We start from the raw sequence: 23,483 nt of genomic DNA, 5'->3' as shown, positions 1-23,483 counted from the left end.
GTTTTAACAACAAAAATCCAACATCAGGTTATCAGAGTGATCGCGATCACAGATGTATAGAAATTTTTGGTGATGAAAAAACTATTAACCTGTTTGAGTGCTATATGACCGAAGAATCGACAATGCGTAATGGAGAAAGAGAGGGCAATTTATGGCCAACGGAGAGGATATCAGAGCCCTTGTTAATCTTAAGGGCTTGAACAGGTAAGCAGTCAGGGCGACGTTACGCTCAGGGATAGACTTTTTCTTTGTATTCACAAAGATCTTCGATGATGCAGGAGCCGCAGCGTGGTTTACGCGCAATACAGGTATAGCGCCCGTGAAGGATCAGCCAGTGGTGGCAGTCCACCTTAAATTCCGCAGGGACCACCTTCAACAGCTTCTCTTCGACCTCTTCCACGTTCTTACCCGGCGCGAACCGGGTGCGGTTAGAGACGCGGAAGATATGGGTATCCACGGCGATCGTCGGCCAGCCAAACGCCGTGTTCAGCACCACATTTGCCGTTTTACGCCCGACGCCCGGCAAGGCTTCCAGCGCAGCGCGGTCTTCCGGGACTTCGCCGCCGTGCTGCTCCAGCAGGATCCGGCAGGTCTTAATGACGTTTTCGGCCTTACTGTTAAACAGGCCGATGGTCTTGATATAGGATTTCACCCCTTCAACGCCCAGCTCCAGCATGGCCTGCGGCGTATTGGCGACAGGGTAGAGCAGGGCAGTGGCTTTGTTGACGCTCACGTCAGTGGCCTGCGCAGAGAGCAGTACCGCGATCAACAGTTCAAACGGCGAGGTAAAATTCAGCTCTGTCGTGGGATGCGGATTCTGATCGCGCAGGCGCGTCAGGATCGCAATACGTTTCTCTTTATTCATGCTGCTTTCTCGGGGATCCCTTCCTGTACGCTGCGTTCAGCGGCGCGGCGTTTACGTTTTTCATCAATCAGGTATTTTAACGCCAGCATCATCCCGAGGCCAATGAAGGCGCCTGGCGGTAGCATTGCCAGCAGGAACGGGGTGTCCGTATGGAACACTTCAATACGCAGCGACTTCGCCCAGCCGCCAAGCAGCGCATCCGCACCGTCGAAGAGCGTACCGTTGCCCAGAATTTCACGCAGAGAGCCGAGGACAAACATGGAGGCAGTGGCGCCCATGCCAATCGAAAATCCATCCAGTGCGGATATGGCCGGGTTGTTTTTCACCGCGAAGGCTTCAGCGCGGCCCACGACAATACAGTTTGTGACGATAAGCGGAATGAAGATCCCGAGCGACTGGTACAGACCAAATGCGTAAGCGTTAATCAGCATTTGCACGACGCTGACCACCGACGCAATGATCATGACATAAATCGGAATACGGATTTCTGACGGCGTCCAGCGGCGCAAAACAGAAATGGAGAAGTTGGTCAGGGTCAGCACCAGCGTGGTCGCCAGCCCCAGCCCGAGCGCGTTGGTGGCGGTAGATGTCACCGCCAGCAGCGGACACAGCCCCAACAGCTGTACCAGTGCCGAGTTGTTCTTCCAGAGACCCTGGACGATAACCTCTTTAACCTGGCTCATGGTCACTCCTCACAGGTGGAAAGATGATTGATCTGCGCGGGCAGCGTTTCGGCATACAGCCCGGCGCGTTTGACGGCGTTAACCACCGCGCGGGGCGTAATGGTGGCGCCAGTGAACTGATCAAATTCGCCGCCATCTTTTTTCACCGCGAAAGCAGGATCGTCCTCGCCATGAATCATCTTTCCGGCAAAGTGTAAAATCCAGTCGCTTAAGCGCGTTTCAATTTTGTCGCCAAGGCCTGGCGTTTCGTGATGCTCCGTCACGCGCGTGCCCAGGACGGTGCCGGAAAAATCGCTGCCCACGAGCAGCTGAATGGCGCCAGAGTAACCGTCCGGCGCGGTGGCTTCCATAATGACGCCTACCGGGTTATCGCCCTTACGGGCAATATAAACGCGATGGGGGCCTTTACCGAGCTGCGGGGCCTGCACGACAAAGCAGCTTTGTTGCAGGTCATTATCGTAGAAGTCTGAGGGGATCACCTGATCGAACAGCGCTTTTTGCTGCTTAATTGCCTGCTCTTCAATGGTGGTTTTCGTCAGTTCATTTACCAGCGCGGTCAGCCCGGTGAGGGCGGCGGCGAAGATCGCCAGCGTAACGCCGTGTTTTTGCATTGTCTTAAGCATGGCGTGACCCTTAGCGATGACCGTAGACGCGCGGACGCGTGTAGTAGTCGATGAGCGGAACGGTGATGTTAGCCAACAGCACGGCAAACGCCACGCCGTCCGGATAACCGCCAAAGCTGCGAATAAGCCAGACCAGCAGGCCCGCCAGCGCGCCGAAAATCAGACGGCCACGGTTGGTGGTAGAGGCAGTGACCGGATCGGTCAGAATAAAGAATGCCCCGAGCATGGTTGCGCCGGAGAGCAGATGGAGCTGCGGGCTGGCCAGTGACTCAGGTGAGATAACCCAGCCGAGCGTCGAGCAGACGGCCAGCGTGACCAGAAAGCTCACCGGAATATGCCAGCGGATCGCCTTCTGTTGCAGCAGGAACGCGCCGCCCAGAAGGTAGGCCAGATTGACCCACTGCCAGCCAGCACCCGCCAGAACGCCGTGGTAAATGGACGATTTCATCACCTGCTCAACGCTGTGTCCGGCACGCAGGGCGGTTTTGAAGGTATCTAGCGGGGTCGCCTGGCTGATGCCATCCACACCCATGCGAAGCGCGTTCATATCCGCGCCCAGCGCGGTGTGCCCGGTAAAGATAACGTGCAGGGCATCCATAAAGCCGGGCACCGTGGCGGCGATCTCATGCGGCGGCAGCCAACTGGTCATCTGTACCGGGAAGGAGATTAGCAGCACCACATAGCCAATCATCGCCGGGTTAAACGGGTTATGTCCCAGCCCGCCGTACAGCTGTTTGGCGATGATCACCGCAAATACTGTCCCCAGCACCACCATCCACCACGGGGCGAACGGGGGAATGCTGATGGCCAGCAACAGACCGGTCAACAGCGCGGAGTTATCGCTCAGGATGCGAGTCACTTCCATTTTGCGCAGCTTCAGGATCGCTGCTTCCGCCGTAACGGCGCTGGCACAGCCAAGAACCAACTGGAAAAGCGTGCCCCAGCCGAAGAACCAACACTGAACGGCAATGCCCGGCAGCGCGGCCAGGCATACCAGCATCATAATGCGCGACGTCTGGCGCTGGTTGTGGGTGTAGGGGGAACTTGCAATTCTGAAAACCATTTAATCCTCGTTAACGGCTTGCTGCGCGGCTTTCTTTGCCTGAACGCGCGCAATCGCGGCGGCGACTGCGGCTTTGCGTGGATCGTCGTTAGCGGCCGCAGGCAGTTCGTCCTGCTGCGCCGCTTTTCGTGCTTTGGCACGGGCGATGGCCGCTTCAACGGCGGCTTTACGCGGGTCGACAGGCGCTTCACTCTCTTCGGCAGGCTGAAGCTGTGCCGCTTTACGCGCTTTTGCACGGGCGATAGCGGCTTCAACGGCGGCCTTGCGAGGATCCGTCGCGTCCTGTTCAACCACCACCGTCTGCTCAGCGGCTTTGCGGGCTTTTGCCCGGGCGATAGCCGCTTCCACTGCTGCTTTACGCGGATCGATGTCGGCTTCCGGTTTGGCGTTCTGCGCTTTCTCCGCCTGACGCGCACGTGCTTCGGCTTTACGCGCTTCGCGGGCCGCAATCGCTTCGCGGTTGTCGGGTTTTTCTCCCGCCGCAATCACAACCGTCTGGGCGGCGGTGGCTTTCTTCTCGCGCACGCGGGCCAGGGCTGCGTTAATAGCATCCTGATCTTTCGCCGCAGGCTGCACGGCAGCCTGCTTATGACGTTCCTGACGGGCTTGTTTTTCGCGCTCCAGTCGCGCCTGGCGCGCTTCAAAGCGGGCCTTCGCTTCAGCGGCACGTTTTTCTTCCATGGAGATCGCGTAGATTTCAGCTTTCTCCTGACGGAAATACTGCACCAGCGGAATATTGCTTGGGCAGACCCAGGCGCAGGCACCGCATTCAATACAGTCAGCCAGGTTATGCGCCTGGGCTTTATCGTGCAACTGGCCTTTGCTGTACCAGTACAACTGCTGCGGCAGCAAATCTGCCGGGCAGGCGTCCGCACAGGCGCTACAGCGAATACAGTTCTTCTCTTCCTGCGTTTCGCCCATCTCCGTTGGGGAAGGCGCGAGCAGGCAGTTGGTAATTTTCACCACCGGCACATCCAGCCACGGCAGGGTAAAGCCCATCAGCGGGCCGCCCATAATGACCATCTGATCGCTACCCGGGCAGAAGCCAGCCTGTTCCAGCAGATGACGCACCGGCGTACCCAGACGCGCCCAGACGTTGCCGGGACGGGAGACGGACTCGCCGGTCAGGGTGACGACGCGTTCGGTCAATGGCTCGCCGTCAATCACCGCACGTTTCACCGCGTAGGCGGTGCCCACGTTTTGCATCAATACGCCGATATCAGACGAACGGCCCCCATGGGGGACCTGTTTTCCGGTCAGGATCTGCGTCAGCTGTTTTGCCCCGCCGGACGGGTATTTGGTCGGGATCACGCGCAGGGCGATATCATGGCTGTCCGCCAGTACCGCACGCAGCATCGAAATGGCCTGCGGCTTATTGTCCTCAATACCGATCAGCACTTCACGGGGTTGCAGAATATGCGCAAGGATGCGAATACCTTCCACTATCTGCGCGGCACAGTCCTGCATCAGACGGTCATCGGCGGTGATGTACGGTTCGCACTCGGCGGCGTTGATAATCAGCGTTTCGATTTTATCACCACCGCCGTGAAGCTTGGCGCCGGTCGGGAAGCCAGCGCCCCCCAGACCCGCCACGCCGAACTGATGAATGCGTTCAATCAGCGCTTCACGGCCGCGGGAACGGTAGTCGCTCCAGCCGTCACGATCGATCCAACGGTCTTCACCATCGGCTTCAATGATCACGCTCAGCTCAGACAGTGCTGACGGATGGGCAACGGTATGGGGGGCTATAGCTACCACTTTGCCGGACGTCGGGGCATGTATCGGCAACATCCGTCCGCGACCAAAGGTCAGCGGCTGGCCGCGAAGAACGCTATCGCCTTCTTTCACGCACAGTTCGCCTTCCGCGCCGATATGCTGTTTCAGCGGCATAACGTAACGGGTTGCCAGCGGGATCTGGCGCAGCGGCGTGCCGTTAGACTGTGATTTCATTTCAGGCGGATGAATGCCGCCATCGAAATCCCAGATCTTCTCTTTTCTGAAAGCAGAAAATAACTTAAGCATGTTGTTCCACAGGAATATTGCGAACCGGAATGGTCTGAAGGTCCCACTTCCAGTTTTCGGTAGTCGTTTCAACCGGGCGTAGTTCTATACACTGCGTCGGGCAGGGGGCCACGCAGAGATTACAGCCGGTGCACAGATCCGCCACAACGGTGTGCATCGCGCGTGTTGCGCCCACAATGGCGTCAACAGGACACGCCTGAATACATTTGGTGCAGCCAATGCAGTTGGCTTCGTCGATAACCGCAAGGGCACGAACCGGCTCCTGGGCCTGTTCATCGCCGTCGACAGGCTGCGGATCGACGTTAAGCAGGGCAGCTATTTTGAGCATGACCGCTTCGCCGCCCGGCGCGCAGCGGTTGATCTTTTCTCCCTGCACGCCCACCGCCTCAGCGTAAGGGCGGCAACCAGGGTAGCCGCACTGCCCACACTGGCTCTGTGGTAAAAGTTCATCAATTTTTTCAACAACCGGATCGTCCTCCACCGCAAAACGGCGGGAGGCATAACCCAGAATGATGCCAAAGACGAGTCCCAGCACGCTGATGGACGCGACGGCAATCCAGATAGCACTCATTACAACTTCACCAGACCACTAAAGCCCATAAAGGCCAGAGACATTAAACCGGCGGTCACCAGGGCGATGGCGTTACCGCGAAACGGCGCGGGGATATCCGCCGCCGCAAGACGCTCGCGAATCGACGCGAACAGGACCATAACAAAAGAGAACCCAACCGCCGCGGAAAAACCGTACAGCGCCGATTGCAGGAAATTATGCCCAAGGTTGATATTGAGCAGCGCCACGCCCAGCACCGCACAGTTGGTGGTGATGAGAGGCAGGAAAATGCCCAGCAGGCGATACAGGGCAGGGCTGGTCTTACGCACGACCATCTCGGTAAATTGCACCACCACCGCAATGACCAGAATAAAGGACAAGGTGCGCAGATAGAGCATATCCAGTGGGATCAGGATCCAGGTATCAATCAGCCATGCGCAAATGGAGGCCATCGTCATCACGAAGGTGGTCGCCAGCCCCATGCCCATTGCCGTCTCCAGTTTTTTGGAGACACCCATAAACGGGCACAGGCCAAGGAACTTCACCAGTACGAAGTTATTCACCAGCACAGTTCCGACAAAGAGCAGTAAGTAATCGGTCATTATTTAGCCTGAAATAAAATAGCCGCCTATTATCGGATAAACGACAACAGGTCACAACAGGTTAACTGTAAGGTTATTACGGGTTAACGAAGGTCTTCTTTACCCGCGTCGAACGCTTGAAGTAGGGCACCAGAAGCGCCGTCGCCAGTAGCGGAAACAGTAACTGGCGAACCGCCAGTGCGTCAGAAACTGGCGAAAAAGCAAACGCTTTGACGGCCAGCAGCACGGAGACCAGTAGCCAGATAATGTAGTGTTTCGGCACGCTTTTGCGGCGTTTGAAGAAGGCGATAGTCAGCCACAGCGTGTAATACCACATCGCGATGGCGAAAACGAACGACACAAACCACGTCGCAATATTGAGCGCACTCTGGGACATGAGTGTCTGGATAGCGTGAGGCGTAACCAGGGCGGTGGTGTAAAGCAGCAGCGCCAGTGAAGCGCTTAATAATGCCACCAGCAACCATGCCAGCGGGGCGATTAACCAGCCCCCAATTCTCTCTCCAGGCAATGCGGTCATACGCTCTCCCATAGTCTGCGCGAAATGTTATACAGAAATTTGCAGGGCGGAGAGTATATAACATTTCACGCCGAAGGCTACTTTCTTATACAACGTAACGCCAGACAGATTTCGGCACTTCCCCTACGTTGAACAGACGACCGCCAGAGACCAGTTCGGCGCGACGATGGTCAGCTGCGCGGTACATATTGATGATGTCCTGATTATCCGACAGCGTGTAGTTCAGATGGTCAAACAGTTTTTCCAGGCTTTCAAGGGAATTGATCTTGCGAAATTTTAATAAATAGTCCTGAACTGTCATATTAATAAGTTTCCATATAAAAGGGTAATACCCATAAAGGTAATGCGTTCGAATAATAAACGGATTAATAAAGACGTAAACTGTCCACTCGAGTAACGCGACGAAATTAGGAGTTTTCTTTGCGAAGAATCAGGCATCAGCAGATGCCTGGAAGAGAAGGGTAACCCCGTTCATTACGGCTGGCAATACGTTCCATGACGTAATGTGTCACGCGTTATGACGCTACGGCTTACTTTTGTTGTGCGACAGTAACAGGCTCCGGCGGCTGGTAGTTATCGATATGGCTGGCAATGCCGAGCAACACGACCGAAACTCCAAGGACAATCCATCCCGCTAATTCGATGATTCGATTAATTATTGACGTCATAATTTGTGTTTGTAATTTATCCATAAATACAGATTACAAATGTTACAGCGCCCTTTTCGACAGAGCAAGGGTTTTGGGAACGATTCCCGGACCACGATGCACACTTTAATGCCGGGTGACAAAAAACACTGCCGTAAGATGCTATTTTAAGTTACAGGGCACATTATTAATCCGTGCGTTAAGCACAAGGCCAGTGATAAATAAGCGCACAGCGAGGGGGCATACGATGAGTGAGAACATCCGCGTCGGTCTTATTGGCTACGGGTACGCAAGTAAAACCTTTCATGCACCTCTGGTTGCCGGTACGCCGGGCATGGAACTGGCGGCTATCACAAGCAGCGATGAAACCAAGGTCCGCGCCGACTGGCCTGCCGTGCCGGTAGTCACGGAGCCTAAGCATCTGTTCAACGATCCTAATATTGACCTTATTGTCATTCCTACCCCTAACGACACTCATTTCCCACTGGCGAAAGCGGCACTGGAGGCAGGGAAACATGTGGTTGTCGACAAGCCCTTTACCGTGACGTTGTCACAGGCGCGCGAACTGGACGCGCTGGCGCGAAGCCTGGGACGGTTATTGTCGGTCTTTCACAACCGACGCTGGGACAGCGATTTCCTGACGGTCAAAGCGCTGATAAACGAAGGCACGCTCGGCGAGATTGCCTTTTTTGAGTCGCATTTCGATCGTTATCGTCCGCAGGTGCGAGATCGCTGGCGCGAGCAGGCGGGGCCGGGCAGCGGCATCTGGTATGACTTAGCGCCGCATCTTCTCGATCAGGCCGTCCATCTGTTTGGTCTGCCCGTGAGCATGACGGTCGATTTAGCGCAGCTCAGGCCAGGCGCGCAGACTACCGATTATTTTCACGCCATTTTAAGTTATCCGCAGCGCCGCATTGTGCTGCACGGGACGATGCTTGCGGCTGCGGAATCGGCCCGCTATATCATTCACGGGGCGCGCGGCAGCTATGTGAAATTCGGCCTGGATCCGCAGGAAGAGCGCCTCAAAAACGGCGAACGCTTGCCGCAGGAGGACTGGGGCTACGACATGCGGGACGGGGTAGTGACGCGTGCGGAGGGGGAGGCGCTGGTTGAAGAGACGGTGTTGACCCTGCCGGGGAACTACCCGGCTTATTACGCCGCCATTCGTGACGCGCTGAACGGTTCCGGTGAAAATCCGGTTCCGGCGAGCCAGGCCATCCAGATTATGGAACTCATTGAGCTGGGCATAGAATCTGCTAAACATCGCGCAACGCTCTGTCTGGCATAACTGCTAAACGTTTTTGTAGGCCGGGTAAGGCGTAGCCTTCACCCGGCATGAAGGGTTACGCGGTTGCAACCTTATCGCGCAGCGCCTGTTTCTCTTCAGGCGTCAGGAAGGCGAGTTCCAGCCCGTTGATTTGCGCCAGGCGGATCTGCTCGCGGCTCAGTCCGGCCTGCGGTGCGGCGATGTTGTATTCGTGAATAATATCCACCCCCTGAACCGCCGGATCGTCTGTATTCAGTGAAGCCAGCACGCCGTGTTCAAGGAAGGTTTTCAGCGGATGTTGTGCCAGCGACGCCACTGTACTGGTCTGAATATTGGAGGTCAGGCAGGATTCGATCCCAATACGTTGCTCGGCGAGGAAATCCATCAGCGCGCGATCTTCAACCGCTTTCACGCCGTGTCCAATCCGTTCCGCACCCAGCTCACGAATGGCCTGCCAGATGCTTTCCGGGCCCGCGGCTTCACCTGCGTGCACGGTAATATGCCAGCCTGCATCACGTGCACGGTTGAAATGAGACAGGAACAGGCTGCCCGGGAAGCCCAGCTCGTCACCGGCGAGATCGATGGCGGTAATCTGGTCGCGATGGGCAAGTAACGCTTCCAGCTCCTGAAGACAGGCCGCTTCACCGAAGGTACGGCTCATAATGCCGATTAAACGCGCCTGAACTTCAAAGGTTTTGCAGCCTTCACGTACGCCTTCAATGACCGCTTCAACCACGCCCGCTACGGGGAGGTTGTGGGTCATCGCCATATAACCCGGAGAGAAACGCAGTTCGACATAGTGCAGGCCGTTGCGCGCGGCATCTTCAATGTTTTCAAAGGCGACACGACGACAGGCATCGAGCGAGGCCAGCATTTTCACGCCCCAGTCGAGCTTGCTCAGAAAACTCACCAGATCCGGTTCGTTCGACGTGACCTGGACATGGGGGATCAGGGTTTCAAGCGTTTCGGCAGGAAGCGTTAAATTGTACTGGCGGCCAAGATCGAGAATGGTTTGGGCACGAATGTTACCGTCGAGGTGGCGGTGAATATCAGTTAAAGGCAGGCGTGTATCAATCATGGTCGCACTCTTTTCTGGTTAAAGTGCGCCATATTATAAAAACAAAACGGGTTAAAAAGCTATTTGCGCAAGGGAATATTCCGTTGCGCAAATGATTTACAGCAGGGTGTTGATGCCAGCGATAAGGCGCTGAACGCCCTGTTCAAGCTTACTGCGCGGGCATCCGGCGTTCAGACGCACATAGCCTTTCCCTTCATCTCCATACGTATATCCCGGCATGATGGCCACTTTTTGCTGCTCAATCAGCACGTTTTGCAGGGCGTAATCGTCAATCTCCAGCGGGTTGAGATCAATCCAGGCCAGATAGGTTGCCTCCGGCGGCTGCCAGTTGAGTTTCGGAAAAGCACGGTTCAGTTCGTCGGCAACATAACGCAGATTGGCTTCAAGGTATGCCCGGAGCGCGTCCAGCCAGGGTTCGCCCTGTTGGTAAGCGGCGATATGCGCGGTCAGCGCCAGCACGGAAGGGGAAGAGAGTCCGTCCCGACCTTTCAAAGCGTGCAGATAGGCGTTACGGCTGTCGTCATCGGCGATAAGCCCCCAGGCGCCCGTCAGCGCCGGAATGTTGAAGCTTTTTGAACCTGAGGTCAGCAGCGCCCATTTACCGCGCGCCACCGCATTCCACGGCGTATGGCGATGCGTACCCCATACCATGTCCATATGAATTTCGTCGCTGATTACCGCTACGCCATAACGTTCACACAGGGCCGCCATTGTGGTCAGCACCTCCCGCGTCCAGACTTTGCCGGTCGGGTTTTGTGGGCTACACAGCAGCAGAATCGTGTTTTCTGGCTTCGCAAGCGCCGCCTCCAGCGCGGCCATATTGCCCTCCCAGCCCTGCACTGTTTTCTGCATTGGCACAGGAACAACAGTGCGCAGGTTGCCTTCGATGGCTTTATAAAAGGCATCGTAAGCCGGGGTATGGACCACCACGCCGTCGCCGGGCGCGGACCAGAGGCGGATCAGCTCCGAGACCATATAGATGACTGAAGGCCCATACACCACGGTGTCGGTATCAATCTGACTGTTAAAGCGTTGCCGGAACCAGTGCGCCACGGCGGCCAGAAATTCGTCATTTTTCCAGCGACTGTAGCCAAACACGCCGTGGTTTATTCGCTGGTGCAGCGCCTCGGTAATGCAGGGGGCGGTGGCGAAATCCATATCAGAGATGGTGAAGGGCAGCAGGTCGGCAGCGCCAAAACGGTCTGCGACATAATCCCACTGGGTACACCAGGTGCCGTGTCGATCCACGACGGTAGAAAAATCAAACATGACGGTGCTCCGTAAAGTAAAACCCCCTCATGACGAGGGGGCGAGGCATCAGGCTTCGACGGTTCGCATCAGGGTTGCCAGCTCATCCTTCACTGACTGTACCTGCGGGCCAATGACGACCTGCAAATTGTGTTGATTTAACTGTACCACGCCAATAGCCCGGTTAGCTTTAAGTGCGTTGGTATCCACTTTGGACATGTCCGCTACCGACAAACGCAGGCGGGTGATGCAGTTATCCAGAGAGGTTATGTTATCCGCACCGCCCAGCGCCGCCAGAATAGCTGGCGTGTTATAACCGGATTTCCCAACGGTACCGGCCACCGCCTGTTCAACGCTGGTGGCTGTGTCGGTATCGCGGCCAGGCGTTTTCAGGTTAAAGCGGGTGATGGCGAAGCGGAAGATCCCGTAGTAAACCGCGAACCAGATAGCGGCCACAACCGGCACCAGATACCACTTGGTGGACAGGCCATGCAGGATGCCGAATACCACGAAGTCAATCACGTTACCGTCGGTGTTACCGATGGTCACACCGAGCACAGCCATTACGGTAAAGCCCAGGCCCGTCAGCACCGCGTGGATGAGGTACAGTACCGGCGCCACGAACAAGAACAGGAACTCGATAGGTTCTGTCGTACCGCCCACCACGCAGGCGATAACGCCGGAGATCAGCAGGCCTTTAATTTTATGGCGATTTTCCGGACGGGCGCAGTGGTACATCGCCAGCGCAGCGCCCGGCAGGCCGCCGAGGAAGGCAGGCATCTTACCCTGAGACAGGAAGCGCGTCGCACTTTCAGAGAAACCGTGAGTGGTCGGGCAGCTCAGCTGAGCCTGGAAGATGGTCAGCGCACCGCTGACGGAATGGCCGCAAACGTCCATGGTGCCGCCCGCTTCCGTAAAGCGGATCAGGGCGACCAGAATATGCTGTAAACCAAACGGCAGAAGCAGACGTTCGCCCGTACCGAAAATCATCGGGCCGAAATCACCCGCACCGTTGATAATGCGGCCAATGCCGGTGATCCCCATGGCAAAAATCGGCCAAATCAGAGGGATGATCAGACCAAACAGGCCCATTACAACCAGCGTAATGATGGGCACAAAGCGGGTGCCGCCGAAGAAGGCCAGCGCATCAGGCAGGCGGATGTTATGGAAGCGCTCGTGCAGCATCCAGATAATCACCCCGGCGATCACGGCGCCAAGGATCCCGGTATCGATGGACTGAATACCAATCACGCTCTGAATGTTATTGGCTTTCAGCACCGCCGCGTCGGTCGTCGGCAGGATCCCTTTGGCGGTGAGCCAGAAGTTAACCGCAAGGTTCATCACCGCATAGCCAACGAAGCCCGCAAACGCCGCCACGCCTTTGTTCTCACGTGCCAGACCCAGAGGAATCGCAATACAGAACATCACCGGCAGGAAACTAAAGGCAAACGATCCGACCTTGCTCATCCAGATGAATCATGATTGAAGTGATATTAATATGTTAAATCAGATAGTTAAGGTTATGCGGTTTTTATATGGGGCATCGGTGGGGCATTTTGAGTAAATGATGCGTTCAAAATGCCCACCTGGTCATGGTTATTCTCGGTCATCCATTTACCGTAAACCGTGAATAGCATTTGCGCTGACGAATGGCCCATCTGGTGCGCAACGAAATTTGGGTTCGCTCCGGCGACCAGTGCCCAGCAAGCATATGTGTTTCTGGTTTCATAAGATCGTCTTTGCCGGACGCCTGCACGACGCAGGGCAGTGCGCCAGGCCGAATTAATAGACCCGGGAACGTAGCACATTGTCTTCTTGCCGTTCATTGAAGTAATGGACGGGGAGAATATAAAGGTGCATTCGTCAGTTCTCTTTTTCTTGTATTCCCGTAGGCTGACGCTTACCTTGTGGGATGCCATCATTCTGGTCAGTGGCATTTGCGCCTTGAGTGCATCAATTGCTGGCTGGGTCAGCTGTATTGTTCGAATCCCGGCGTTGGTTTTTGGCAGGGTGAAGTTTCCCTTCAGGGAATAGTTCCGTGACACTGTAACAGTCCAGTTGACAGTATCCACATCCTCCCAGGATAACGCGCTTAGTTCGCCATGCCTGACGCCTGTATTTACCGCAAAGATAACCATATTCTGAAACTGGAGCGTTGGGCAGGCCGCAACCACTCTCTGATACTCATCAGAAGTAAGAGGATCTGGAATGGGTCTTTCTTTTGCGAGAGGGGTAATACCTGCCATCAGATCGGTTTTCAGGTAGCCACTTTTGAAAGCAAAGCTCAGCATCCCGCCAAGGCATGCCATATAGCTATTGACTGTAGGAACGCTTCTTCCCTTTTTGGGTGGATGATTTAGGCCATGTCTGGTCTTCTGCCAGCCGTTCAGTAGCTCCTTCCTGGCACTAAGGATATCTTCAGTGTTCAGGCTGCCGATATACCTGTGCTCACCAATTGTTTCGATAGTGGTTGTGAGGTGGCAATCGTAACGCCTCAACGTCCCGAGGCTAAGCTCCATCTCTTTAAGTCCAAGCCATTTCGATTTCAGTTCAAGTAGTGAGATTTGCTTTCTGACAGTGCTGAATTTCTCTGCGTTCGATGAATCAGGGAATTGCGAGGCATAATTGAATGTGCCTGTCTTTATCGCAAAGCAGACTGAAGCCCGAAGTTCGCCTGCCATTTTCCTGTTTTTTGGTGTGTCAGGAACGCCGAGATTTTCCCTGACACGCTTCCCCTGATATATGAACCATATGCGTAACGATTCGCCATGAACCTCTACGCCTGTTGGGTATGCTGCCATAATCATTCCTCGTTTGATGTGCCAAAGGACATTTAAGCAGATATTCTCCGGCGTTTCGCTGGGCTTTGGTGCTCGATCCAGTGGTTTATCTCATCGCGGTTATACATGATTGGGCTGTTTTGCTTAGGTGCCATATCAGGGGCAACATGGCGATAATGCTTTCCCTCCATCCAGGTAGACCGGCGGGCATGCTGAATCATGTGCTTTGACATGCCGGTTGTCGCAGTTAAAAGTTCCTCTGTGACCCATTTATTCGGTACCAACTGAATAATGTCGCTCATGGTTTTCTCCAGGCAAAAAGAAGCCGCCCGTAGGCGGCAATAACATCAAGGGATGTGAGGCGGTGCTTTCGCACCCAATAGCCAGCTCATAACTGGCTATCAGTTGCGTCAGTCGTCTTCATCTTCGTCCCATTCCTCGTCGTAATATGGCGAGGCGAGAAGCGGGTTGGTTGCTGAGAGAATTTCTCCGGCGGCCCCCTGCCGCTGAAGTCGGCGAAGCGCTTCATATAGCTCAAAGGCCTCGGTTCGCTCGTCACCTATATCGAGGGCGCATGCAACCTTGTGCGCCTCGGTGACCAGAGTTGATAGCTGGTTTCGGATGTCCTGAATGGTGCTCATAGTTCTCCTTACGCCGCGCGATGGGCACGCAGCTTCTTCAGGTGTTCTGCTGTTTCGATTTCTTCAGCGATCCGCTCGGCCTCTGCTTTGGTCAGCGGCTCGAAATCCTGATTAAAGCGGCCCATGCTGGCAATGCAGGTGCGGCCGTTGCGGATGTAGTGGATTACTTCGTGGGTAGCGCGGAGGATTTTGCAGGGTGCGCCGAAATCATCGGCGTACCAGGTATTAGGCTGGATTATCCTGAACATTGGGCACCACCTTAAATTCGATTACCCAGACCCAAGGGTTGACCTTCCAACTTTCACCGCCGTAAATAGTTGTCCAGAGGCGAGCAAATACATCGCTTAGGCAGTCACCACTTTCCATATCAGCAATACAGCAACCTTCTTTCGATGCATCAGAATCGCTTATGCTGTTTAACCTATCTACCCGCACCCCGGTTATCTCCAACGTGATGCGGCTGGCCCAGCGCGGCATGTGAATCGAAGGAACCCATTTACCATACGGACCGTTTCCGTCAGCTGCGTAAAGAATGGCTGAACAACCAGCAGGCTCTTCATGATCAGGAACCGGGCTGAATGTTTCACGCACCCAGATGCGATCGCTGACGGCACCGAACGGACAGGCGTAGCCTTCATTCTCATCGGCAACGCCAAATACATCTTTCTTTGCAGGCTGCAAGTATCCGTTTTTATCGACCACGCCAGGCGTGTACCAGTGTGCGTTTAAATCCAGATCGTAACCGTTATGCGTTGGGTGGAAGCCATCAGACGGCTGAACTTTCATGACCCGCCGCGTCTGCGTCTTCCGCCCGTCGAGGATTGCGCGCACCATCTCGCCGTTAAAAATCATTCCGTGCTCTTTCACTGGATCCCCCTCTGCTTGTTCCTCAATTCGATGACGCTCTGACACTCCGCGCACGTCTGGCAGCCGGGAACGGCAGCGCGCCGCGGCTCTGGGATATCCTCGCCGCATTCTTCACAACGCTCAGCTGATACGGCGTCGCGGTCGATGCGGTGAGCGGAAAGGGCAGCGTTACGCTGAAGCTCTTCTATCTCTGCTGCGGTATCGATGATGTCGGGCATAATCACTGCTCCCATGTCTTAAGATTCTCCCCGCAGAAGGGGCAGAAGTTCATAGCGATTCCACGTCCGACATACTCGCCGGAGTGTAGTTGTGCAATATCGATTGCCGGCTTGCCAGTGTTGAAATTCACTCGCTCAGGGATAAACGCGCCTTTCGATCGATATGATGGGTTTCCATACTCGAGGGCCTTAGCCAGCATGTCGCAGCGATTAATGAGATTTCCATCCAACGTACACTTATCACTCATGGTCAACGCTCCCGGAACTGTCGGTTAATTCGGTTGAAGGTGAACGCCAGCAATAAAAAGGGCCGCTTTAGCGACCTGGTGATTTGCATTTTCATAGTGGGTTTCGTTTGGGTTTGTTTTTCGCAGCCCCAGCAAAAAAAAACAGAGCGTAGACGAGAGCAGAGGCCGCTAATGCCGTATGGTCGGTGACGATGAGGGCATAAATTGTCATCACGGATAGAGGAATGCTTAGCCACAAATATTTCATTTCCTCAAGCACGAACTCATGGGTGAGGCCTCCGCAGAAAACCCCAATCCACGCCAAAACAGAAATAACCAGGTATGAGTAATAGGCAAACTGTTGTGCCTGCTCATTACCGAAAAGAAGACACCCGATAATGGCTAGGCTAATTGCCGTTGATAATATTTTGCTCACGATTCAACTCCGAAGCGGCGATTAAGCCGCCCTGTGTATACGACGAACTCCAGGAGGCTAACTCCCAGAGCTTCTATTTTCTTGTGATGCTTGTTGATGATGGGAGGCACCGTTTCGTTCCGGTTAGGCTTTGGCTTCTTGCGCATGGCCTGCTTGATTTCTTCGGTGCAGCGTCGGCAGACCGCGCGGATGGCGTTGTCTGTTTCTGGTGTCATGCGGCCTCCCGTCGGGCGAGAAGTTTCGCCCCGAAAGCCATAAGCTCGTCCCGGCCCACAGTTGCGAAGTGGCAATGTGTACGCGGGTACGGTCGCCAGATGATGAGCATCGACCCTTTATTGTTGCCGCTTACCGGCTTGCCGGAGACCGGGTTGATAAATGCCAGCCGCCCGGCGGTGATGAAGCGAACCTCGCTTGCGGTCTGGATCGCTTCTTTGAACCAGCCAACCGAAGTGTCTGCCGGAACCAGCATGACCGTGCCGATCTGATTTGCGCTTTCGGCAGCGGCCTTCTTAACGAACGGTGTTATGTCGCTGTATGGCGGGTTCAGCCAGACGTAGCCAGGAACATTCAGGTAATCAGCCCAGGGCGTTTGCAGCGTGTTCTGCTCGGCGGTGATGAACTTACGGCATAGCGCGTTATGCGGCGCTGCTGCGGCATCAAGTTGAAAGCAAAATTCAGCATCAAGAGAAGCGAAAAGGGCTGGTGGAGTGCGCCAGAGATCGCGCTGATCCGCTGGCGTATTACTTCCGGTGTAATCGGTCATGCATCCTCCCGCTCCGGATCGTTAACATCCCAGCCATTACGCTCAATATTGGTTTGCAGCCGCTTATCTCCGACCTCTTCAATGCTTCGGCCGGTAATCTCTGCGACTTCGGCGTTTGAGTGTCGCCACAGCAGCGCCAGCTCTTCGGTAGTCCATTCAGGCATGACTTTTCCTCCTGACGATCGGGCAAGTGAGTTGCGCTTGCTGCGCACGGAGTGGATAGAGCGGCCGGTTGCCGCGGCGATTTCCTCGGGAGTGAACCGGCCAAACAGAAACAACTCTGCTTTGGTCCACTTCCTGAGGTTGATGTTGACTGGGAATTTCACATCGAGGCGAGCGGCCTTGGTGTAAACGGCGCGCTCTGTTCTTTCCAATTTTTCGGCAATCAATGAGACGGGCATCTGTCCTGCAACTTCATGCAGGAACAGGTTTTCCCATGGCTGCCAACGGTCATATGGCATTATTCATCCCTCATTTGATGATTAGGGATGGTTTTCCGAGCTTGATCTGCGCGCCAGGAATTACAATGCCAGCCTCAATTTGGTGTTTTATAGCCAACTTGTCAGGTTTGATGCTCGTCTCGTATTCGACGAATTCAGGAGGAAGTGCGCTTGCATCTGTAATCTCTACTGACTTGGAAGGCGCGCGAACCGTTACCTGATGAATGCCTGCCTTCAGTGATTTCTTTCCTGCTGTTTCGAGGGAGGTGGCCACATAATCTTTCATGCTCGACACACGGTTTTCTGCGGCTTTTGCGCGCTCTGCAAGACGCTTGCTTTCTTCTTTCAGCGCCTCGGCATAAGCAGATTCGTTTTTGCAGACAGCAAGGATCTGCTCGACCTTTGCTTCCAGCTCCCACTCAATGCCATCAAGGGTGTCGGCTATCATTTCAGGCTCCATGCCGGAGTCAGAAAGCTTGGCGAAATCATTGGCAATCTGGTATAGGGCTGTCATTGCGTAACCTCTTCAAATTTTGCTTTGCATTTGGCGTAGACGGCCTGAACCTCTTGTTGAAGATGCATTCCGACCGTCATTTTGTAAGCTGCCTGGAAGTGGGTTTTGAGAGCATGCATATTTTTCGCCTGCTTCATGTCCTCACATAGTGACTGGATGGTGTTGGTAAATTCCTGTTTTGCGTTTTCTTCTGACTGGATGATTTCGCTTTCTGGGGTGTATGGCATAACCGGCTCGGTGTATATGCCTTCGCTTTCGTTGAGCACATCGACGGCATTATCCAGTCGGTCTGCACGCGGCCAGTATTTATAGGCTCTCTTAACGATCGTCTTCCTGGCCATCTCAGACCAGAAGTTGACCCATGGGCCTTTTGGGGATGTTCCCGCTTTGCTCACTTTCCTGATTTCTTCTATCTCAGCGAGACTCATCTCTTCAGTGAGATAGTCGCCATCAGCGGTTTTAACTGTGCAGTAGCCACCGATAACGGCACCGCGAGCGTCAGGTGTGGCAAACGGGTTGTATTTATGAGCTGGCGCCTTATCGAGACCCAGTGTCTCGTAGTCGTCGCTAGCATGAACTAGCTTGCACTGACCCCACTTGATGACGCCAGCCGACTGGGCGATGTGCAGAAGGCCCATATAGCTGATATCTAGGCAGACCATACCGTCGCGCGGAACCAGATAAGCCAGTTTGCTGGCAGGGTTCAGGCTTATGCCGACCGCTGCAACGTTGATGATCGCGTTCTGGGCGCTGGTGGGTTTGGCAATCGCCGTTTCTGCCAATTTTTGATTGCGCTGGAATAGCTGGATAGCGAACTGGCATTCCTTTGCCCATGTCAGAGACTGGTCGGTAAGGGCGCCGACAAACAGCGGCTCCTGCTCCTTAACGAACTGAATCAGATCGAAGCTCATAATCACTCCTTAAAACGGGCAGGGCGCTTGGCGCTGCCATTCTTCTTCGGCGCGGGCATATGCACATGTCGAAATGTATTCGTTGTACGCCTCTTCGGCCTTTTCTCCGATAAGCGCAAACTGGGCTTCCTGGGGCAGGAACAAACTGCTCATTTCCAGAGGTTTCGCAGGGAACATGGCAATCAGTTCTTTCGCCCGGTCGTCGATCCACTTCTCCTTCTCGTCGGTGAGCTGCTGATCAACCCAGCGCCGATCTTCGATGCGGTCGTAAGTGAGGTATGCGTTCATGGCTGAACTCCTGAAATTTGGATGTGCAGATGCCGCCCGCAGAAAGCCAGGCCGATCGGTTGAATAGGGTGGTTGGTATCAGTGAACCATCGGCTCGCCGCGCTCATTCAGCAGCACAACGACGGAATCACTTTTGATGATGGTTTTTTCGAAGATGTTGAAGGCGTACAGGCCTTTCTCAACGTTCGCAGAGGCGCGATAAGTTTTGCCGTGGTGTTGCAGCATTGTGTCCGGTAAAACCTCGCTACGTGGCACTGATGCGGTGCCATAGTGCATTCCGATCATACCTTCACCTCAACCTGTTTCAGGAGGCCAGCGATATGCATCTGCTGGCGGTTAAGTACCAGCTTTTCACGCGGCGCCGATATCGACGTCAGCTGCCACTCGTTATCGTTGAGCTTTTTTGCGGTGTACTTCTTACCGTTGTGGGTGACAGTCATGATTCAGTCTCCAAGTGGCCGTTGCTGCGCAACCATGCGATAACGTCATCTGCATCAAGCCGATCAAGAATGTCGTCGATGTGACCTGCGGCCTCAGCCCAGTCGATGTAGTCATTAAGATCGATTTCCTGAAAGAGCGCTTTCCCTTCAATTTCAGAGACAAGATCAGAGAGCTCTACGCCGCGGACTTCTAAATTTACGTGGTCACGGTAACCACTTGTTGAAACATCAATACCTGTAGCTTTCACTTCAAAATCAATTGCCATGATTTCCTCTTGGCCTTATCGCGGCGAACGGAACGGTTAATACAAGACTTCAACGCATTTATTCAGTGTTTCAATGGGCGGTGGATGGCCGCCGGTTGTCATAACTAAGTCGCCTCGGTGAAGCGACTGAGGTATGAAAAAAGCCGCTGGTTAGGCGGCCTTGATGGTGATGTCATCTGAATCGAGTATTCCTGAAACGTCTACATGAGTTATCTTTATGCCCTCGCTGCCGTCCATTGGAGGCCAGCCTTCAACCCCTTCACCCTTCGACCAGTCGAACTCACTAACAACGCCGTAGGTGTTGTAGTTTTGGCTCAGCGCAATGAGCAGAGCCTCTTTTGCCAGCATGACCAGCACCGCATTCAAAACTGATCCTTGGCGCTCCAGTCGGTAATCGGCGTTCGACCAGAAATTGTTAATCTCATGCAGCTTTTCATCGGTCATTACGTCGTGGTCTATCTCAACCGTTAGCTCCGCCTTCCAGTCGTAGTCGACTGTGTATTTTTTAACGTTCCCCATCGCCTTACCCTCTGTCGTTACCCGCTGATGCGGGAGAAATGTTTTGGTGCTGGCTCCCCACAATGAAGCAGGGAAGGCCGTCGTCGCCTTGGTGAGCCATTACCTCACCAACTAGCTGATAACCGTCTGCCAGCCCAAAGCACTCACCAAAAACCCCGACAACGCCGGGGTTTCCGAAAGCATTTGTGGTACCGATTATTTGTGAGCGATATAGCTTTGCCGTCGCATAGAAGCTCCTTTGTTGCGTGGGTTGATTCAGCACAGCCCACTCAGCTTCGAATGGACTGGAATAAATCTTTTCTTTCGCTTTGCCATAATTGCCGCTCTTCCTGAGCCCGCCTATGGTCCGACGCATGGTTTACTGTCGCGCCGTTCGACTTACCGAATCTCCACTTCGCCGCTGGCTAACTTCGCTCAGCTGTCGATGTTTCGTTTCGATGGATTGAATATACAAAACGTATTCTTATCATGCAATACGAAATGTATAATTGGTGGGTGGTTTTGTGATAACAAATTGTATTCTAAGGTGATTTATTTTTTTAAATACCAGTGCTACGCTTAAAAAAACAGCAGGAGGGATGTGCATGGTTCTGGATGATGAGCGTATAAGCATGAAAATTCAGGCGATGGGGCGGGCGGTCATGGAGTTGTCACTGGCTGATTTACCCATGACCCAGCAAAACATCATCGACAAGCTGAAGCAGTACCGGAAGGAAACAGGAAACGTGATAGGGAAGGGCGTGAACAGGGATGCGGCTGAGATAGTGCGGAAAGGGCAATAAAAAAGCCCGCACGGGCGGGCAGGTAGTGTTGCGATAGTTATTGTTATCAGCTTCAGGCTGGATAGTTATCGGCAGAATGGGGGATAGCTTTATGGGTGGGCAATAAAAAACCCGGCGCGGTGGCCGGGTTAGTTTAGGCGACGAGTGATTCTATCCAGGTGTCCCTGCTGTGGAAAGGGAGCACTAAAGCTGTGTCATTGAAAAGCAATGATAACTGCTGTAATTCAGGTGTTAAGCCATCACTATCAACAATCACAAATCTATTGCTTATGGCTGGGACTGCCTGGCTTAAATCCACTATTTTCCCCACAGTTGAGTGAGCAGTATTCCAGCCTTTACTGCTGGATAAGCTGACTGTAAACCCTCGCTTTGGAGCTACAAGTGGAGACTCATTTCTTAAGGTTAATGGAACGGTGATGTTATGCCCGCTAATGCCCCGCACCTTCTCTTTTAGTGCCAACCTTGTACCAAGTCCTACGGATTTTAGATAACTAATCACGCATTTTTCAAACTTATCATCTTTAACTTCCGCATACCAATCAGCGGTTTGAGCAGATGCCAGCAGTCCACCTCTTATGACGCTAGCCGTAACCTGCCCAACAGAAAGCTCATCGGCCCAGGCGGATATTTCGCCAGAATCATTCAGAGTGATGCCCTGCGATGCGAGAGATGACCTTATCAAGTCAATTTTCTTTTTCGTCAGGTGGATGCCTCTAGCCTCAATGTTCATTAACGTGTCGCAGTAATCGGTGATCCTATACTGACCACTCATTTCCTGAACAAATACGCTTATATGCTCACTATCGTCATAGTAAGTAAATGGGCTAACAACGCGCAGCAACGTGTCGCTCATTGGGTGGCATTCAAACCCGAGCTTAGATATTACTGTTGAACACGTTACATTTCCCATGATAGCTGACCTGATTTGTCTTGATTTGGTAAAGGCGGTTGGCCTTCATAAGTGATATTAAGCGCCCGACAGAAATAATTCCAGTAGCCCAAAAAGTCATCCGGGCTGATGTCGGTATCGAGTTTTAGTGCTATCTCCTCACCGGCCGCTTCGAAGTACATGTGATAGTGCGGGCCGCGAGCAACCTCAACAAAGTCCGGATGATTAATTATAGATCTATTGCGGTGAGGCTTGTTATCAGCTGGGTATGGGTCGAGAGCATAAATTCGCTTATCATGAAAAAACATGACAAAAGAAAGCTTCACGATATCAACACCTTCAACGATAGGTGCGCGCCAATGCAGCATGAATCTTACGCCAGTTATTGGATTGCCATTATCATCAAAAGCCTTGAGATCCAGCTTAAACCAGATCGGAGTGCGGCCCTCGCTACCATTCCAAGTAACACCATTAAAGGTTACTTTTTTGGGACGAGAAATGGCCTGATCAACCTCTTTCTGAGTAGGCTTAAAGTCACCTTTTTTAGCCACTGATTGATATCATCCTGAATATTATTGTCATGTGAGCGCTTATAGACGCTCAATATCTACTCACCAACCATGCGCTGACCAGAACATCTTTCCGCTCACACCAGCCGCATCTTCGTCTCTACTGCAACACCGATAATTCGACAGTTACCATTCACCGCTACCAATGGCCACTGTGGATTTAAACCCTTCAGGTACTTCTGCGCACCGTCGATCACTAACTTCTTAAATGTTGCCTCGTTCGAATCGGATAGCTTAGCTATAACCAGACTGCCATTTACCGCATCTCTACCGGTGTCGAAAAGTACATAGGTTCCTTCAGGTATGCTCAAGCCAGTAGGGGCTGTCATTGACTCGCCCTCAACGAGCAACCAGAACGCGTCACCCTGAATGTGAGCATTCGACTCAAGCCACAGATCTATATCTTTTAGGGTGTATGGCTCAACCGCTTCGCACCATGAACCAGCCTGGACACTGCTGATTACTGGATACTTGTTACCAGGATTGTAGGGGCCAGCGTACTCCACATCACCCTTAAGCGTGTCGTCAATGATCATACCGCCAGCTCCTACGGAGAAGTTCTTTTTGCCAAGGAACTGCAATATTTTTGCGATCTCGGAAAGGCTTGGCTCACGCCGAGCGTTCAGCCAATGACTTACCGCACCTTTAGTAATACCGAGGTGCTCCGCCAGCTGTTCCTGATTGATGCCCTGACTTTTCATCAGGGTCTTAGCTAAGTCGTACCATTTCATAGTCATACCCGAATGATACAAGTTGTATATATTTGCG

At 53.6% G+C, this 23,483-nt stretch carries 34 protein-coding genes and 1 pseudogene; 2 read left to right on the top strand and 33 right to left on the bottom strand.

All coding sequences use genetic code 11. The features are described 5' to 3' along the window. Positions 1-229: 229 nt before the first annotated feature. From nth to blr, 10 genes are all read right to left on the bottom strand, one after another. Positions 230-865, bottom strand: coding sequence for an endonuclease III (nth, locus tag ACOTX7_RS16005; protein ID WP_006808989.1), 636 nt, complete (start codon positions 863-865; stop codon positions 230-232). Beyond that, complete coding sequence (locus tag ACOTX7_RS16000; RefSeq protein ID WP_221255886.1) at positions 862-1,548, bottom strand: electron transport complex subunit E; 687 nt, start codon at positions 1,546-1,548, stop codon at positions 862-864. Before ACOTX7_RS16000 ends, nth begins: the two co-directional genes overlap by 4 nt. A gap of 2 nt (positions 1,549-1,550) precedes the next feature. Then, positions 1,551-2,171, bottom strand: a complete 621-nt coding sequence (rsxG, locus tag ACOTX7_RS15995) for an electron transport complex subunit RsxG (RefSeq protein WP_006808987.1) — start codon at positions 2,169-2,171, stop codon at positions 1,551-1,553. Positions 2,172-2,181: 10 nt separating this feature from the next. Beyond that, a complete protein-coding gene (rsxD, locus tag ACOTX7_RS15990; RefSeq protein WP_006808986.1) occupies positions 2,182-3,234 on the bottom strand; it encodes an electron transport complex subunit RsxD in 1,053 nt (350 codons plus the stop codon). Beyond that, positions 3,235-5,256, bottom strand: a complete 2,022-nt coding sequence (gene rsxC / locus ACOTX7_RS15985) for an electron transport complex subunit RsxC (protein WP_221255887.1) — start codon at positions 5,254-5,256, stop codon at positions 3,235-3,237. After that, the gene (gene rsxB / locus ACOTX7_RS15980; RefSeq protein ID WP_047353982.1) at positions 5,249-5,827 is read right to left on the bottom strand and encodes an electron transport complex subunit RsxB; all 579 of its coding nucleotides are present in this window, start codon (positions 5,825-5,827) and stop codon (positions 5,249-5,251) included. The genes rsxC and rsxB overlap by 8 nt, the downstream gene beginning before the upstream one ends. Beyond that, positions 5,827-6,408 (bottom strand): electron transport complex subunit RsxA, encoded by a 582-nt coding sequence (gene rsxA, locus ACOTX7_RS15975; RefSeq protein ID WP_000133206.1) that lies wholly within the window; start codon positions 6,406-6,408, stop codon positions 5,827-5,829. Before rsxA ends, rsxB begins: the two co-directional genes overlap by 1 nt. Before the next feature lie 76 nt (positions 6,409-6,484). Beyond that, the gene (locus ACOTX7_RS15970) at positions 6,485-6,925 is read right to left on the bottom strand and encodes a DUF2569 domain-containing protein (RefSeq protein WP_015570663.1); all 441 of its coding nucleotides are present in this window, start codon (positions 6,923-6,925) and stop codon (positions 6,485-6,487) included. Positions 6,926-7,010: 85 nt separating this feature from the next. Next, positions 7,011-7,226, bottom strand: coding sequence for a transcription modulator YdgT (ydgT, locus tag ACOTX7_RS15965; protein ID WP_000217941.1), 216 nt, complete (start codon positions 7,224-7,226; stop codon positions 7,011-7,013). A gap of 229 nt (positions 7,227-7,455) precedes the next feature. Then, entirely contained in the window at positions 7,456-7,581 is a 126-nt protein-coding gene (gene blr / locus ACOTX7_RS15960) for a division septum protein Blr (RefSeq protein ID WP_151884424.1), read from the bottom strand. 238 nt (positions 7,582-7,819) lie between these two features. Here blr and ACOTX7_RS15955 point away from each other — a divergent pair, with 238 nt between their 5' ends. Further along, complete coding sequence (locus tag ACOTX7_RS15955; RefSeq protein ID WP_047353981.1) at positions 7,820-8,860, top strand: oxidoreductase; 1,041 nt, start codon at positions 7,820-7,822, stop codon at positions 8,858-8,860. A 55-nt stretch (positions 8,861-8,915) separates the two neighbouring features. Here the strand turns inward: ACOTX7_RS15955 and add are convergent, their stop codons facing one another. From add to ACOTX7_RS15855, 20 genes and pseudogenes are all read right to left on the bottom strand, one after another. Then, positions 8,916-9,917, bottom strand: coding sequence for an adenosine deaminase (add, locus tag ACOTX7_RS15950; RefSeq protein ID WP_221813624.1), 1,002 nt, complete (start codon positions 9,915-9,917; stop codon positions 8,916-8,918). Positions 9,918-10,013: 96 nt separating this feature from the next. After that, complete coding sequence (locus tag ACOTX7_RS15945; protein WP_221813625.1) at positions 10,014-11,186, bottom strand: MalY/PatB family protein; 1,173 nt, start codon at positions 11,184-11,186, stop codon at positions 10,014-10,016. Positions 11,187-11,234: 48 nt separating this feature from the next. After that, positions 11,235-12,641 (bottom strand): annotated as a pseudogene (gene malX / locus ACOTX7_RS15940) (maltose/glucose-specific PTS transporter subunit IIBC); the annotation flags it as partial. 44 nt (positions 12,642-12,685) lie between these two features. After that, positions 12,686-13,966, bottom strand: coding sequence for an Arm DNA-binding domain-containing protein (locus ACOTX7_RS15935; protein WP_421626134.1), 1,281 nt, complete (start codon positions 13,964-13,966; stop codon positions 12,686-12,688). A 32-nt stretch (positions 13,967-13,998) separates the two neighbouring features. Next, a complete protein-coding gene (locus ACOTX7_RS15930) occupies positions 13,999-14,247 on the bottom strand; it encodes an excisionase family protein (protein ID WP_022650951.1) in 249 nt (82 codons plus the stop codon). Positions 14,248-14,355: 108 nt separating this feature from the next. Further along, a complete protein-coding gene (locus ACOTX7_RS15925; protein WP_375149083.1) occupies positions 14,356-14,586 on the bottom strand; it encodes a hypothetical protein in 231 nt (76 codons plus the stop codon). 8 nt (positions 14,587-14,594) lie between these two features. Then, entirely contained in the window at positions 14,595-14,834 is a 240-nt protein-coding gene (locus ACOTX7_RS15920; RefSeq protein ID WP_061353700.1) for a DUF4222 domain-containing protein, read from the bottom strand. Next, entirely contained in the window at positions 14,812-15,453 is a 642-nt protein-coding gene (locus tag ACOTX7_RS15915; RefSeq protein WP_421626133.1) for a hypothetical protein, read from the bottom strand. The genes ACOTX7_RS15920 and ACOTX7_RS15915 overlap by 23 nt, the downstream gene beginning before the upstream one ends. Beyond that, positions 15,450-15,671: a TraR/DksA family transcriptional regulator gene (locus ACOTX7_RS15910; protein WP_421626132.1), complete on the bottom strand. Its 222-nt coding sequence runs from the start codon at positions 15,669-15,671 to the stop codon at positions 15,450-15,452. Before ACOTX7_RS15910 ends, ACOTX7_RS15915 begins: the two co-directional genes overlap by 4 nt. Before the next feature lie 339 nt (positions 15,672-16,010). Next, positions 16,011-16,334 (bottom strand): hypothetical protein, encoded by a 324-nt coding sequence (locus tag ACOTX7_RS15905; RefSeq protein WP_421626131.1) that lies wholly within the window; start codon positions 16,332-16,334, stop codon positions 16,011-16,013. Further along, positions 16,331-16,549 (bottom strand): hypothetical protein, encoded by a 219-nt coding sequence (locus tag ACOTX7_RS15900; protein ID WP_421626130.1) that lies wholly within the window; start codon positions 16,547-16,549, stop codon positions 16,331-16,333. The genes ACOTX7_RS15905 and ACOTX7_RS15900 overlap by 4 nt, the downstream gene beginning before the upstream one ends. Then, entirely contained in the window at positions 16,546-17,097 is a 552-nt protein-coding gene (locus ACOTX7_RS15895) for a phage N-6-adenine-methyltransferase (protein ID WP_421626129.1), read from the bottom strand. The genes ACOTX7_RS15900 and ACOTX7_RS15895 overlap by 4 nt, the downstream gene beginning before the upstream one ends. Next, positions 17,094-17,558 (bottom strand): hypothetical protein, encoded by a 465-nt coding sequence (locus ACOTX7_RS15890; protein ID WP_421626135.1) that lies wholly within the window; start codon positions 17,556-17,558, stop codon positions 17,094-17,096. Before ACOTX7_RS15890 ends, ACOTX7_RS15895 begins: the two co-directional genes overlap by 4 nt. Before the next feature lie 10 nt (positions 17,559-17,568). Next, positions 17,569-18,051, bottom strand: coding sequence for a siphovirus Gp157 family protein (locus ACOTX7_RS15885; RefSeq protein ID WP_421626128.1), 483 nt, complete (start codon positions 18,049-18,051; stop codon positions 17,569-17,571). Further along, a complete protein-coding gene (locus ACOTX7_RS15880) occupies positions 18,048-18,962 on the bottom strand; it encodes a recombinase RecT (RefSeq protein WP_421626127.1) in 915 nt (304 codons plus the stop codon). The genes ACOTX7_RS15885 and ACOTX7_RS15880 overlap by 4 nt, the downstream gene beginning before the upstream one ends. Before the next feature lie 9 nt (positions 18,963-18,971). Then, positions 18,972-19,250 carry a host nuclease inhibitor GamL gene (gene gamL, locus ACOTX7_RS15875; RefSeq protein WP_325802806.1) on the bottom strand — a complete coding sequence of 93 codons (279 nt, stop codon included), beginning with the start codon at positions 19,248-19,250 and terminating at the stop codon, positions 18,972-18,974. Between the two features lie 78 nt (positions 19,251-19,328). Further along, entirely contained in the window at positions 19,329-19,535 is a 207-nt protein-coding gene (locus ACOTX7_RS15870; protein WP_421626126.1) for a cell division protein FtsZ, read from the bottom strand. Further along, complete coding sequence (locus ACOTX7_RS15865; protein ID WP_168697752.1) at positions 19,532-19,690, bottom strand: hypothetical protein; 159 nt, start codon at positions 19,688-19,690, stop codon at positions 19,532-19,534. The genes ACOTX7_RS15870 and ACOTX7_RS15865 overlap by 4 nt, the downstream gene beginning before the upstream one ends. Next, on the bottom strand, positions 19,687-19,956 hold the full coding sequence (locus ACOTX7_RS15860) for a hypothetical protein (RefSeq protein WP_059444911.1): 270 nt from the start codon (positions 19,954-19,956) through the stop codon (positions 19,687-19,689). The genes ACOTX7_RS15865 and ACOTX7_RS15860 overlap by 4 nt, the downstream gene beginning before the upstream one ends. Before the next feature lie 150 nt (positions 19,957-20,106). After that, positions 20,107-20,475 (bottom strand): DUF2528 family protein, encoded by a 369-nt coding sequence (locus ACOTX7_RS15855; RefSeq protein WP_032667220.1) that lies wholly within the window; start codon positions 20,473-20,475, stop codon positions 20,107-20,109. Positions 20,476-21,059: 584 nt separating this feature from the next. On the opposite strand from ACOTX7_RS15855, the gene ACOTX7_RS15850 reads away from it, so the two are divergent. Then, positions 21,060-21,257, top strand: coding sequence for a hypothetical protein (locus tag ACOTX7_RS15850; protein ID WP_063869141.1), 198 nt, complete (start codon positions 21,060-21,062; stop codon positions 21,255-21,257). Positions 21,258-21,390: 133 nt separating this feature from the next. On the opposite strand, the gene ACOTX7_RS15845 is transcribed toward ACOTX7_RS15850, so the two are convergent. From ACOTX7_RS15845 to ACOTX7_RS15835, 3 genes are all read right to left on the bottom strand, one after another. Continuing rightward, a complete protein-coding gene (locus ACOTX7_RS15845) occupies positions 21,391-22,167 on the bottom strand; it encodes a DUF1828 domain-containing protein (RefSeq protein ID WP_026080590.1) in 777 nt (258 codons plus the stop codon). Further along, positions 22,155-22,697, bottom strand: coding sequence for a hypothetical protein (locus ACOTX7_RS15840; protein ID WP_017383046.1), 543 nt, complete (start codon positions 22,695-22,697; stop codon positions 22,155-22,157). The genes ACOTX7_RS15845 and ACOTX7_RS15840 overlap by 13 nt, the downstream gene beginning before the upstream one ends. A 95-nt stretch (positions 22,698-22,792) precedes the next feature. Then, entirely contained in the window at positions 22,793-23,452 is a 660-nt protein-coding gene (locus tag ACOTX7_RS15835; RefSeq protein ID WP_032645823.1) for a LexA family protein, read from the bottom strand. Positions 23,453-23,483 lie beyond the last annotated feature (31 nt).

This window comes from Enterobacter cloacae complex sp. IR5418 (genome assembly GCF_049238105.1).
GTDB lineage: Bacteria > Pseudomonadota > Gammaproteobacteria > Enterobacterales > Enterobacteriaceae > Enterobacter > Enterobacter hormaechei.
The sequence above is the reverse complement of the archived record's forward strand: the minus strand, read 5'-3'. Positions and strand labels throughout refer to the sequence as shown.